General features: G+C 66.1%; 13 protein-coding genes and 1 pseudogene. 5 read left to right on the top strand and 9 right to left on the bottom strand.

Going from position 1 to position 12038, the window contains the following annotated elements; translation table 11 throughout:
• Window positions 1-79 precede the first annotated feature (79 nt).
• The 3 genes and pseudogenes from ACWKV7_RS22635 to ACWKV7_RS22625 all read right to left on the bottom strand — a co-directional run.
• Window positions 80-241: pseudogene (locus tag ACWKV7_RS22635) on the bottom strand (NUDIX domain-containing protein); the annotation flags it as partial.
• Window positions 242-278: 37 nt separating this feature from the next.
• The gene (locus tag ACWKV7_RS22630) at window positions 279-512 is read right to left on the bottom strand and encodes a hypothetical protein (protein ID WP_483859963.1); all 234 of its coding nucleotides are present in this window, start codon (window positions 510-512) and stop codon (window positions 279-281) included.
• A gap of 76 nt (window positions 513-588) precedes the next feature.
• A complete protein-coding gene (locus ACWKV7_RS22625; RefSeq protein ID WP_483859962.1) occupies window positions 589-870 on the bottom strand; it encodes a peptidylprolyl isomerase in 282 nt (93 codons plus the stop codon).
• 273 nt (window positions 871-1143) lie between these two features.
• On the opposite strand from ACWKV7_RS22625, the gene ACWKV7_RS22620 reads away from it, so the two are divergent.
• The 4 genes from ACWKV7_RS22620 to ACWKV7_RS22605 all read left to right on the top strand — a co-directional run bounded on the left by ACWKV7_RS22620 (window position 1144) and on the right by ACWKV7_RS22605 (window position 5569).
• On the top strand, window positions 1144-2667 hold the full coding sequence (locus ACWKV7_RS22620; RefSeq protein ID WP_483859961.1) for an ATPase domain-containing protein: 1524 nt from the start codon (window positions 1144-1146) through the stop codon (window positions 2665-2667).
• Entirely contained in the window at window positions 2654-4378 is a 1725-nt protein-coding gene (locus tag ACWKV7_RS22615) for a response regulator (RefSeq protein WP_483859960.1), read from the top strand. Before ACWKV7_RS22620 ends, ACWKV7_RS22615 begins: the two co-directional genes overlap by 14 nt.
• A 277-nt stretch (window positions 4379-4655) precedes the next feature.
• A complete protein-coding gene (locus ACWKV7_RS22610) occupies window positions 4656-5216 on the top strand; it encodes a GNAT family N-acetyltransferase (RefSeq protein WP_483859959.1) in 561 nt (186 codons plus the stop codon).
• Window positions 5213-5569, top strand: a complete 357-nt coding sequence (locus ACWKV7_RS22605; RefSeq protein WP_483859958.1) for a DUF7079 family protein — start codon at window positions 5213-5215, stop codon at window positions 5567-5569. Before ACWKV7_RS22610 ends, ACWKV7_RS22605 begins: the two co-directional genes overlap by 4 nt.
• Window positions 5570-5596: 27 nt before the next feature.
• Here ACWKV7_RS22605 and ACWKV7_RS22600 read toward each other — a convergent pair whose 3' ends face one another.
• From ACWKV7_RS22600 to ACWKV7_RS22575, 6 genes are all read right to left on the bottom strand, one after another.
• Window positions 5597-6946: a choice-of-anchor Q domain-containing protein gene (locus tag ACWKV7_RS22600; RefSeq protein WP_483859957.1), complete on the bottom strand. Its 1350-nt coding sequence runs from the start codon at window positions 6944-6946 to the stop codon at window positions 5597-5599.
• Window positions 6947-7059: 113 nt separating this feature from the next.
• Window positions 7060-8379, bottom strand: coding sequence for a choice-of-anchor Q domain-containing protein (locus ACWKV7_RS22595; protein ID WP_483859956.1), 1320 nt, complete (start codon window positions 8377-8379; stop codon window positions 7060-7062).
• Between the two features lie 157 nt (window positions 8380-8536).
• Window positions 8537-9121 carry a hypothetical protein gene (locus ACWKV7_RS22590; protein WP_483859955.1) on the bottom strand — a complete coding sequence of 195 codons (585 nt, stop codon included), beginning with the start codon at window positions 9119-9121 and terminating at the stop codon, window positions 8537-8539.
• Between the two features lie 13 nt (window positions 9122-9134).
• Window positions 9135-9740: a hypothetical protein gene (locus ACWKV7_RS22585; protein WP_483859954.1), complete on the bottom strand. Its 606-nt coding sequence runs from the start codon at window positions 9738-9740 to the stop codon at window positions 9135-9137.
• A gap of 177 nt (window positions 9741-9917) precedes the next feature.
• Window positions 9918-10505 carry an LURP-one-related family protein gene (locus tag ACWKV7_RS22580; RefSeq protein ID WP_483859953.1) on the bottom strand — a complete coding sequence of 196 codons (588 nt, stop codon included), beginning with the start codon at window positions 10503-10505 and terminating at the stop codon, window positions 9918-9920.
• Between the two features lie 136 nt (window positions 10506-10641).
• Window positions 10642-11043, bottom strand: coding sequence for a hypothetical protein (locus tag ACWKV7_RS22575; RefSeq protein WP_483859952.1), 402 nt, complete (start codon window positions 11041-11043; stop codon window positions 10642-10644).
• A gap of 120 nt (window positions 11044-11163) precedes the next feature.
• Here ACWKV7_RS22575 and ACWKV7_RS22570 point away from each other — a divergent pair, with 120 nt between their 5' ends.
• Complete coding sequence (locus ACWKV7_RS22570; RefSeq protein ID WP_483859951.1) at window positions 11164-12012, top strand: CAP domain-containing protein; 849 nt, start codon at window positions 11164-11166, stop codon at window positions 12010-12012.
• Window positions 12013-12038 lie beyond the last annotated feature (26 nt).

Below are 12038 nucleotides of genomic sequence, written 5' to 3'. Positions count from 1 at the left end.
GGTTGCTGGTCTTGCCATGGTTCACCTCGTTAGAGTTTATCGCTTAACGGGGTGTCCACGATTGCTGGGCAAGATCATTCAATTCTTCCTGCAGTTCCCGTCGCAGCGCCGCCAGGGCGTCTTCGCCCGGTTCGGGCTTGCCGCCTGGCAGCATGAAGGCGTGGGTGCCGCGCTTGCGCACCAGCAGCAGGCGCCCAGCTGCGTCGAACAGGCAGGCGGCGGAAATGGTCAAGGTGATCATTGCGGGCTCCTGGGGACGAGCGGCGAGAGGGCCCGCGTCAGTTGGCGATGAGCATGCCGACGGTCATGAGCGTCATGCCCAGCAGATAAGGGGTGAGGATCTGCCAGTAGATCCCGTGGCGCCGGGCGATGAAGAAGGCGAATCCGGGAATGACCAGGGCCAGGAAGGCGATCTCTCCGGATTTCCTGAGCAGAAGAGCGAAGCTGTAGAGCTGCCCGAGAATGGCACAGGCCAATCCCGACATAAGGAAGACGACGGCGGTAATTTCCATGTTTCGTTGGGCGAGGTAGCGGGGATGGGCGAAGGTGGAGCGCTCCGAGGCGATGCCTGGGAGCGCTGGGCGGGTATCAGTCCTGGCGGCTGGTCACTTCCAGCAGGTGGTAGCCGAACTGGGTCTTGACCGGGCCTTGCACCACGTTGACCGGGGCGCTGAAGACCACGGTGTCGAATTCCTTGACCATCTGGCCCGGGCCGAAGGAGCCGAGGTTGCCGCCGTCGCGGCTGGAGGGGCAGGTGGAATGTTCCTTGGCGACCTGGGCGAAGTCGGCGCCGGCTTCGATGGCGGCTTTCAGTTCGTTGCACTTGGCTTCGCTGGCAACCAGGATGTGACGGGCAGTGGCTTTGGCCATGGGGTGTACTCCTTTCAATGAGGCTGCCGAGCCTACCCGAATCGCGGCGCGTTTCAAGCATTGGCGTCGCTTGTCGCCGGCACAGCCGGAACGGCCGGCGGCGGCATGAGTCTGATCTAACGGCTGCACGCTGGCAGCAGCCACTTTTCGGCAGTCGTTTCGCTCCAAAGCGGGCCTGCCTGAGCCCTTTCGAGCGCGTCGCGGTGTCGACCCGAGAGCGCCCAGCGATATTCCCATTGCCGGCGAAGAAAATCGCTCTTCAGGAGTAGGCAAATGCCCGAACCAACGTCCCTTCCCCCGGGCCTCATCGAGGAAGCCAATCGCATTTCGACGGGTAGCGAAGGCCTGGATGACATCCTCGGCGGTGGCCTGGACCCCAATCGCATGTACCTCTACGAGGGCAGTCCGGGCACTGGCAAGACCACCATTGCCCTGCAGTTCCTGCTCGAGGGGGTGCGCCAGGGCGAGCGGGTGCTGTACGTCACGCTCTCGGAGACCAAGCGCGAGTTGGAACTGGTCGCCCAGCGGCACGGCTGGAGGCTGGACAATATCGATGTGTTCGAGCTGGTGTCGCCCGAAGCGACGCTCGATCCGGACCTCGAACTGACCGTGCTGCACCCCGCCGAAATGGAGCTGAGCGAGACCACCAAGCAGGTGTTCGACCGGGTCAGTGAAACCAATCCCAGCCGCGTGGTGTTCGACAGCCTCTCGGAGATGCGCCTGCTGGCGCAGAGCCCGCTGCGCTATCGTCGGCAGGTCCTGGCGCTCAAGCATTTCTTTACCAGCCGGCAGTGCACGGTGATCCTGCTCGACGACCTCACCTCGCAGGTCGGCGACCTGCAGCTGCATTCGCTGTCCCACGGCGTGGTGCTGCTGGAACAGCTGGCCATCGACTATGGGGCCGAGCGCCGCCGCCTGCGGGTTATCAAGATGCGCGGCATTCAGTTTCGCGGCGGCTATCACGACTTCTCCATCCGCAAGGGTGGGCTGGCCATCTATCCCCGCCTGGTGGCCTCGGAGCACCACAGCGCGTTCGTCGGCGAACGGCTTTCCAGTGGCAGCCGGGAACTCGACCAGTTGCTGGGCGGCGGGCTGGAGCGTGGCACCAACGCACTGCTGATCGGTGGCGCGGGGGTCGGCAAGTCGTCCCTGGCGTTGTGCTACGCCATCGCCGCCTGCCAGCGCGGCGAGCGTGTTTCTGCGTTCATCTTCGACGAGGGCGTCGGTACGCTGAAGGCCCGGGCGCGGGCCCTTGGCCTGGACGTCGAGCCCTGGCTGGAGCGCGGTCTGCTGCGCCTGCAGCAGATCGACCCGGCCGAGCTGTCGCCCGGCGAGTTCGCCGCCGCGGTGCGCCGCAGCGTTGAGGTGGATGGTGCGCGCATGGTCATCATCGATAGCCTCAATGGCTATCTCAATGCCATGCCCGACGAGCGCTTCCTGATCCTGCAGATGCACGAGCTACTGAGCTACCTGGGCCAGAAGGGCGTGCTGAGCATTCTGGTGCTGGCGCAGCATGGGCTGGTCGGGCCTATGGAGTCACCCGTGGACATCAGCTACCTAAGCGACGCGGTGATCATGCTGCGCTATTTCGAGCACGCCGGTACCGTGCGCCGCGCGCTGTCGGTGGTGAAGAAGCGCAGCGGCCGGCACGAGCAGACCATTCGCGAATTTCGCCTGGGTGCGCGAGGGCTCACGGTCGGCGAACCGCTGAGGGATTTCAACGGCATCTTCAGCGGGACCCCGCAATACATCGGCGATGCCGCTCCACTCATGAAAGACGAGCATGACGATTTCTGAGACGGAAGGCCCGCAAGTCCTGGTTTTCGCGCCCATCGGGCGGGATGGCCCGGCCACGGCGGACCTGCTGCGGCGCAGCGGTTTGTCCGCCGCGGTCTGTGGCAGCCTGGACGAGCTGCTCGAGCGGGCACAGCAGGGCGCCGATGCGGTGTTCATCGCCGAGGAAGGCTTGTTCGGCGAAGGCATGAAGGCCGTCTCCCACTGGGTGGAAAGCCAGCCGGCCTGGTCGGACTTCCCCTTCGTGGTATTGACCAGTCGCCACCAGCAGCCCGCCGTGGCGCGTTGGCGGCAGCGGCTGGTGGATACCCTGCGCAATGTTTCTCTGCTGGAGCGGCCGGTGCAGGGCATCACCCTCACCAGTGCGGTGCAGGCAGCGGTACGCGGTCGCTTGCGCCAGTACCAGGTGCGTGCCCTGCTGGAGGCGCGCGAGCGCGCTTCCCAGGAACTCGAAGCGCTGGTGGTGGAGCGTACCGGAGAGCTGGAGCAAGCCAACCGCGAGTTGCGGCGGCAGATGGCCGAGCGCGCGGAAATCGAGGAAACCCTGCGGCAGACGCAGAAGATCGAGGCGGTGGGCCAGTTGACCGGGGGCATCGCCCATGATTTCAACAATCTGCTGATGGTCATCAGCGGCGGGCTGGACATGCTCGACCGCCGTACCGACCCGGCTCGTCGCCAGTTATTGGTGGATGGCATGCGCCAGGCAGCCCAGCGCGGCGCCGCCCTGACCCGGCAGTTGCTGGCGTTTTCGCGCCGCCAGCCGCTGGCCCCCGAGCCGGTCGACCTGGCGCATCGCATCGGCAAGATGCGTGAGCTGCTCGATCGCAGCCTGCGTGGCGATGTACACGTCGAGGTGCAGTTCGCCGCCGATCTATGGCCGGTCGAAGTGGATCCCGGCGAGCTCGAACTGGCGATTCTCAACCTGGCGGTCAACGCCCGCGATGCGATGCCCAAGGGCGGCTCGATCCTGCTGCATGCCACCAATGCGCCGAACGAACGGATCGCCGGACGCAACGGCGACTTCGTGAGGCTGGCGGTGATCGACTCCGGCACCGGCATTCCCGAGCACGTGCAGAGCCGCGTGTTCGAGCCGTTCTTCACCACCAAGGAAGTCGGTGAGGGCTCGGGGCTGGGGCTCGCTCAGGTCTATGGGTTCGCCCAGCAATCCGGCGGCAAGGTGTGGATCGACACGGTGCCGGGACAGGGCACCAGCGTGGTATTGCTTCTGCCGCGCTCGACCCGGCTGCCCGCCGCCCGCGGCCCGGCGAGCGACGTGCAGGCGGACCTTGCCAATGGCCAGAGCGCCGGCAACGTGCTGTTGGTGGACGATGATGAGGAGGTCGCCACCCTGGTGGCGGAAATGCTCAGCCAGCTGGGCTACGAGGTGACCCGCGCCTCCAGCGGTATCGCCGCCCTGGGCGCCCTGGCCAACGGGCGGCGGGTGGACCTGGTGTTCTCCGACATCATGATGCCGGGCGGCATGGATGGCGTGGAATTGGCGCGAAACATCCGCCAGCGCCAGCACCGCGTGCCGATCCTGCTCACCAGCGGCTACGCCGATGCCGCCCGTCAGGCAGCCGAGGCGGTGGGGGTGAAGGTGCTGCCCAAGCCCTATCGCCTCGAAGAACTCGACGCGGCGCTGAAGGGGGTGCTCGGCGAGTCTTCCTGCGCTGCGGTGAAGCCCCTCGTCGCCCGGGGTTCCGCCGGCTCGTAGTGCACTCGCTCGGGCAGCGCCGTGGCCAGGCAGGGCTTGCCGCTGGTCCGGACATCGCCCAAGCTCTCCGGCGCTGACCAGGGTGCAAGGAGCTTTCCGCAGTGCTGCACAAAACGATTCCCCTCTTATTGCTGAGCGTGGCCGCACAGGCAGCCACTGAGCCGGTGCCCAGTTGGCGCTTCGATGGCCAGCGCTTCCAGGCCGCGTCCCCCCGCCCGATGGGGCGCTGCTCCGGCGGCGGTCCGGGAGAGTGGCCGGTGTTATGGCGGGTGGCCGAATGAGCCGGTGCCCGCTCATTCGCCCGTTGGCGGGTGAGGACATTCCCGCGCTGCTGCAACTCGATGGCGCCTTCGCCGTGACCCAGGTGCTGCACCCGGTGCTTGCCGACGGGCAACTGACCTATCGTCTCGAAGCGGTCGAGCCGTACATCAAGACCTACGATGAAGAGGGGCGGGAGCAAGCGCTGCTCGACCATCTGGCCGACGATGACCTGGCGGGTTTCGTGGCCTGCGTCGGCGAGCGGCCGCAGGGCATGGTGCTGCTGGCACAGAACTGGAACGGCTTCGCCCTGGTCGATGACATCCTGGTCGATGACGGCAGTCGCGGCCAGGGTATCGGCCAGGCGCTGGTTTGCCAGGCCATCGACTGGGCCCGGCAGCGCCAGCTCGCTGGCGTGATGTTGGAAACCCAGAACAACAATGTCGCGGCTTGCCGGCTCTACGAGCGCTGTGGTTTTTCCCTCGGCGGCTTCGACCGCTGCTTGTACCAGGGACTGGGCCTGGATCGGCCGGAGATCGCCTTGTACTGGTACTTGCCGTTCGCTGGAGAAGGCTCGTGAAGGAAAACCTGCACGCCGCGCTATCCGAACTGTTCGTCGACAACGCGGTGGATTATGCGGCCATGGCCCGTGCCCTCGACGGTCAGCCGTTGTCCGTGGTGGAACGGGCGCTCTTCGAGGAGGTGGCGCCGGTGTGCCATGCCAACCTGCTGGCGCCCATTCCACCTGTCTGGGCCGGCTTCGACAGCCAATGGCTGGCCGAGGAAATCGAGCGCCGTCGGGCGGTGCGTGCCGGCAGCGCGCGGCGGCGTTTGCAGCACCGCCTGCTGGTGGCCTGGTTGCGCTGGGCGTTCCGCCGGGAGTGGGCCAGGCTCGTAGGCGAGCTGCAGGCGCGCGAGGGCCGGTCGGCCTGACCCGGCGCTCCCCTTGCCAGGCGGGGCTCAGGGTGCAGCCAGCTCGTATGCGCCCAGGTCGCATAGCGCCACGCCGTCGTCATCGCCGTCCTGCGGGCGGCGCCGCAGGCGCTGGTCCAGCCGGGGGCAGTTGCCGACGGCTGCGTCGATCGCCGGGCTACCCGGCAGCAACGGATGCACCGGCGACATGCCCGGCTCGATCTCCAGAGGCCCCAGCACCTCGGTGAAGGTGAGCGCATCGTCGATCGGCCTGTCTGCCTGGCAACTGTCGTGGTGCTGGCTGTGGCCGAGCAGCAGGCCGCTCGCCACCAGGGTGCCCTGGTCTTCGCAGTTGTAGGGTAGGCGCCAACCGGACTCCGGCTCGAAGTAGTTGCCGGCGACGATGCTGTTGCGCACCTCGGCCGAGGCATGGTTGAGCAGGCCACCGTTGTAGTTGTTGGCGAGGGTGACGTTTTCCAGCCACAGCCTGACCGGCTGGACGGTCGGCGGCGGGAAGTGCTCGGGCCAGCCCGGTTCGGGGCCGTTGACCAGCGCGACCCCGCGTTCGAAGGAGTAGCTCTCGCTGATCGTGCTGTTGGTCAGCCGCAGCGCGCCCAGGTTGAGGACTGTCGAACCGAATCCCCAGACCACGATCCGGTTGTCGACGAAGGCGCTGCGGGTGATGTCGGCGTAACCCTCGTTGTACAGGGCGCCCCCCCAGCCTTCCTCGGCACCCGCACTGGTGGCAGTGTTGCCGATGAACGTCGTGTTGCGCGCCAGCAAGCGGGCGTTGTCGGCGTTGTGCAGGGCCCCGCCGCGTGCCGCCGGCGAGCGGTTCGAGGCATAGGCGCCGTTGTTGTCGAGGTGTACCGACAGCAGGGCCAGTTCGCCCCGGTTGGCGATCGCTCCGCCCATGGCGATGACCTCGTCGGCCGCCTCGGCCGGTACCTGGACCTGGTTGTCGCGCAGGTCCACGCGATCCAGCACTGCCTTGCCCTGGTTGAGCAGGGCACCTCCCGCCGTCGGGCTGCGACCATTGATCAGGCTCAATTGCTCCAGCTGCAAGCGCCCGGAGGCTTCGACCCGGAACAGGCGGCTGCGCTGCTGGCCATCCAGCCGCGTCTGCTCGGGTCCGCTACCGACGATGCTGATCTCGCCGCGGATCGGCAATCCCTCGGCGAAAACGGCGGGGATCGCGTAAGTGCCTGGCGGCAGTTGAATGCGGTGGGCTCCCGGCTGTGCGTTGGCGAACCGCAGCGCCTCGCGCAGCGAGCAATCGCTATCGCACAGGCCATCGTCGCCGTCGCCGGTCTTGCTGACCTGCAGTTCGGCGGCCAGGGCGAGCGGAGCGACGCAGAGCAGGGTGACCAGGGGTAGGGGGGAAGGGAATCGAGGCATGGCGGCTGTCCTTGGCTGAGGGTCTCCATCGGACCTGGCGGCGGGGCCCCGGGTGCCTGCGAGCCGACGAGCTGCGCCAATGCCGGGAAGCTCCGGTTCCCGCCGGGCGGCTTTCATGGTTGCAGTTCGTAGGCGCCCAGGTCGCATAGCGCCACGCCGTCACCGTCGCCATCCTGCGGGCGGGGCTGGCGGCGTTGGTCCTGCTCGGGACAGGAACCGATGCCGGCGTCCAGTGCCGGGCTGTTCGGGCGCAGCGCGTGGGTGAAGCTACGTTCGTCGAAAGGCTGGACGAGGTGCGTCAGGGTCTGACTGTCCTCGATGTAGAGGTCGGCAGGGCAGGTGCCGGAGTCCGTGCCGAGCAGCAGGCCCGTCGCTTCGAAGCGGTAGCCGCTCCCGACGTTCCAGCAGGCGCCGGCATATTCGCCGTCTTCGTCCCAGTTGCCGGCCATGATGCTGTTGCGCACGCGCAGCCAGCCGCCGTTCTCCACGGCGGGGCCGAGGTTGTCGACGAGGGTCACCTGGCTCAGTTCCATGCGTGGCGTGCCGGCCGGGTTCGGCGCCTGGTTGAGCAATACCGGGGATAGCGAGACGTTGTCGCTGAAGGTGGAGTTGCTCACCTTGAGCACCCCCGCGCCCTCATTGAGGATGCCGCTGGCGCGGCCGGCCTCGGGCACCCAGTGGCCGAGGAAGGCGCTACGGGCGATGTCCGCCTGGCCCACGTTGTACAGCGCTCCGCCGAGCCCGGCATCTCCCCAGCTATAGGCGAGGTTGTCCTTGAGCCAGCTGTCGCGCATCAGCAGCCGACCCTGGTTGTACAGGGCGCCGCCGTAGGCCGATTGGTTGCGCCCCATGGCCTCGTTGCCGGCCAGCTTCGCGTAGTGCAGCACCAGCACGCCGAAATTGGCGATGGCGCCGCCGCCGCTCGGGTCATCGTCGTGCCTGGCGACTGCCCGGTTGCCGGAGAGGGTCACGCGCGTGAGCACGGCATCGCCGTGGTTCTCCAGCGCGCCGCCATAGCCGGGCGCCACGCCGCCGCTGAGGGTCAGGCGGTCGAGGATCAACCGGGCACCGGGTCGCACCTCGAGAAGGCGGTCGTTCAACCCTTCGCCATTGATGACGGTGCTATCCGTTTCCCGCCCGGTAATGGCCAGCACGTCGCGGATGTCCAGGTCGCCGCTCTGGTTGTCGTCTTCGTCGGTCTCGCCAGCGTTGGCCAGGGTCAGTCGGTAGGTGCCGTCCGGCAGGATGATGCGGTCGGCACCGGGGTGCATGTTGGCTGCCTGTACCGCATCGCGCAGCGAGCAGTGCGCATTGCAGAGGCCGTCGAATTCGTCCGCCTGGGTGGTGACCGTCAGCTCAATGGCCTGCGCCGGGACGCTCGACGCGCCCAGCAACGCGAGCATGACCAGGGGCCTGAGAGGGAAAGGGGGCATGGTGCATCTCCTTGTGCATGGCTGCAGGGGATGCGGAGACTGCGGAATTCCGCTGATTCGACAGGCTTAGAGCGAGGCGTTGGGAAAACATTCCCTGCCGAGGAGGGGCAGCCCGCCGGGCTGCCGAGGACGCCGGGCTGCCGGAATGACCGGGACGTCAGATCAGCTTCTGCTTAGCGGCTTCTTCCAGGTTGCTCTGGATCAGCTCGCTCAACAGCTTGTCGCCGGACTCGTTGAACGGCAGCGCGAAGATCAGGAACAGGTGCATCCAGGTGGTCAGCTTTTCCTGCTTCGCCACGCTGCCCAGCTTCTGGCCGGTGCCGTCGCGGAACACCATGTCCAGGGTGAAGGTGTTGTCGTAGGTGCCGGGAACGAGGAAGAGGGTGAAGCCGGTGACGAAGGCCAACCCGAGATTGCCCTGCTCATGGTTGCGCAGGGTGGCGGTCACATAGAGGTCCGCTTCTTCCTGGGTGGTGGTGACGCGAGAGAAACGACCGCTGTCGACGAACTCCTGGCGCAGCTTGCTCTCCAGCTGCGCGATGTTGGCGTTGTTCGCGCTCGGGTTGTCATTGAGCAGGTACTCGAACTGTACCTTCAGGTAGACGCTCGGCTTCTCGGCCTGCGGTTGGCTCTCTGCCAGCGGCCACTGTTGCACGGGCGACAACTGGTGATGCGAATAGGTCATGCAGCCTTGCAGGCTCAGGGAGGCGACGACGGCCAGCAGGGTGATCAGTTTTTTCATGGGATGTCCTTATTCAGTGGGTGATTTGACGGGTACCGTCCTGCAGCAGCTGTTCGACCAGTTGGGTCAGCTGGCGGGCGCCGAGGGAGGTGTTGAAGTAGTCGCTGTCCCAGAGGCCGGTGTTCTGGTTCAGCACCAGGGCCTTGCGCGACTGCGCCAGTTGTTTGCCGGAGCTGTCGAGAATGGTCAGTTCGCCAGCCAGGTCGTATTTGTCGACATAGATCGGGCCGTTCACCCAGATCCACATGGTCAACGTCAACAGGGCTCCGGGGATGTAGCCCGGATGGGCTGTGCGCTTACCCTTGAGCGAGGAAAAGGCGAAGCGCAGCTCCACGTCCTGCTCGTCCAGTTTCGCCGGGAAGCTGATCATGCGCTGGAAGTACTCGCCGCGCTCGACATGCTGGGCGATCTGGCTGGTCAGCTGGTTGCCGATGTTGCGGCGCTGGGTTTCATTGATGCGCTCATCGGTGATCTGCACGTCTTTGACCGTGGCGCCCCTGGGCAGGGTCTGGTCGGCTATCTGCGACGGCGGGCCGATGGGGCCGGTTGGCGTGAAGGAGATACAACCGGTGAGCGTCAGGCTCAGCAGGCCGGCGGCAAGGTACTGCAACATGTTCATCTGAACGTCCTTGAATGACTGCGGAAGCGCCTGTCGATAACCGGCGTTCGAGCCCATTCAAAAACGAACCCGCCGGCTACCCTGCGGCGCGGCGCGATTCTAGCGGCATATGGCCATTACCGGGAGGGGGAGCTGGGAGGTTGCGCTCCCATGCCGTTGCACGGGAGCGCCGAGGGGTTATTCCTTCAGCACCATGTCGATGCACATGACGGCGGCGAGGATCAGGATGCGCACATTGTCGTCCGCCGGAACCGCGTCCTTGATCTCCAGCATGTAGTTGTCCGCCGTGGTGAACAGCTCCTTGCCCAGGCCGGCCCACTTCTTCGAGACGCTGGCCAGCTCCTGCTCCCCGGACATGAAGCGGAAGTCCCAGCTGGTCCACTTGCCGCGCAGGGTACAGACCACAGCGTCGTTCGCATCCAGCACATCGAACTTGCCGCCGATGGAGAACAATTTCTGCGCGAAGGAGCCGACCACCTTGCCGGTTTCATCCAGCACCTGCACCTTGGACAGGAACAGCGAGAAACCGCGCTTGACCATCAGTACGGGTTGGCCGTCGGCGGTGCGAACCTGGACCTCGAACGGCGTCATGCGCTTGTAGTCGGTGAAGCGGAACAGCTTGGTCAGCAACCCGAGGTTCGGCTCGCGACACTCGAAGACTTTCTCATTGGTTTGCGGATTGAAAATGTCGTAGTTGTTGGCTGCCTTGAACATGCCGACTTGTTCTTTGACGAAGAACAGATTGCTGCGCAGTGAGGGATGCATGGAATTCCTTGGCGTGTGGAGCGCTGTGGGGCGTTCCGGTTATTGGCGCGGCGATTGTGCATGGCCGGAGACGGATGAGCGAGTGGCGGCTGCGTCCGGTTGTGATCGAATCGCCTGCTGCGCGTGTCGCGAGGGTTCAGGCGTCACGCAGCAGATCGTGGGCATCGAGCAGCCGATAGGCGATTTCCGGGTGCCGCTCCAGGCCTCGGCGAATCGCCGCCGGGATCGCCTGGCGGGTCTTGCGGCACAGGCCAGGCTGCTGCTCGATGCGAATGGCGATGCCGCGCATGCTGCGCACCTCGTTGTGGCCGGGGGCGATGTCCAGGCGAATGCCGAGTTGGTCGTACATACGCTGTTGCAGGCGTTCCAGGTCTTCCAGGCTGCTCAGGTTCTCCAGCCGTTCGAGCAGGCGCTTTTCTTCCTTGCGGGTAAGCAGCAGGATGCGCCGGTCGCCGCCGGGCTGTTCCAGCAACTGGTCGAGCCCGCAGTCGCAGAGGCCGGGCGGGCAGGATTGGCGGATGGTTGGGGAGGCAATCATGGCCAATGATCATAGCCAGCCGGCCGCGTACTTGCCCATTGAGGCACGACAAACGCGCGGCCTGGACGCAGCATCGCTCGAAATCGCGCATCATGGCGCATCCGCTCAAGGGAGGTTTGTATGTGCGTGCTTTCGTTTTCCCGTTTCGCTGCTGTGTTCCTGGGGCTGTTGTGCTCCGCCGTCGCCACTGCTGCCGAGGAGGCGGCGCTGATCGAAGCGATCAATACCTATCGCGGCGAGATACAGCGCTGTGGTGACCAGGCGTTCGACGCTCTGCCGCCGCTGGCGCCGGATGCGCGGCTGGTGCTGCCGGTCGAGAGCTCCGGTGACTTGCAGGAGGCCCTGGCCAGCAAGGCCTATCCGATGGTCAGTGTGCAGGCAATCACCCTGTCCGGGCCGCGCGACGCCCAGGCGGCCATGACCGCGCTGCGGGAAAGCTTCTGCCGCATCGTGCTCGATCCGCAGTTCGTCGATGTCGGCGTGAATCGGTCGGGTCGCGACTGGCGCATCGTATTGGCCCGGCCGCTGCTCGGTGGGCGCCTGGGCGACTGGCAGGCGGAAGGGCAGAAGCTGCTGGAACGCATCAACAGTGCCCGCGGCCAGGCTCGCCAATGCGGCGGCCAGCCCTTTGCCGCCGCGCCACCGTTGGCTTGGAACGCCGCGCTGGCCAGCGCCGCCGAGAGCCACAGCCGAGCCATGGCCAATGGCAACTTCTTCTCCCACAAGGGCCGCGACGGCTACACCCCGAGCGACCGGGCGGAACTGGCCGGCTATAGCGGCCGGCAGATCGGCGAGAACATCGCCGCGGCCATGGACACTCCGGAGCGCGTGGTCGACGGCTGGCTGGCCAGCCCCGGCCATTGCGCCAACCTGATGAACCCGCAGTTCAGCGAACTGGGCGCCGCCTATGCCGCCGACCCGAAGAGCAATGCGGGCATCTACTGGACGGCCCTGTTCGGCGCGCCCTGAGCACGCCAACCCAGGGGCAGGCATAC

Source organism: Zestomonas ipomoeae (assembly GCF_057128665.1).
The sequence above is the reverse complement of the archived record's forward strand: the minus strand, read 5'-3'. Positions and strand labels throughout refer to the sequence as shown.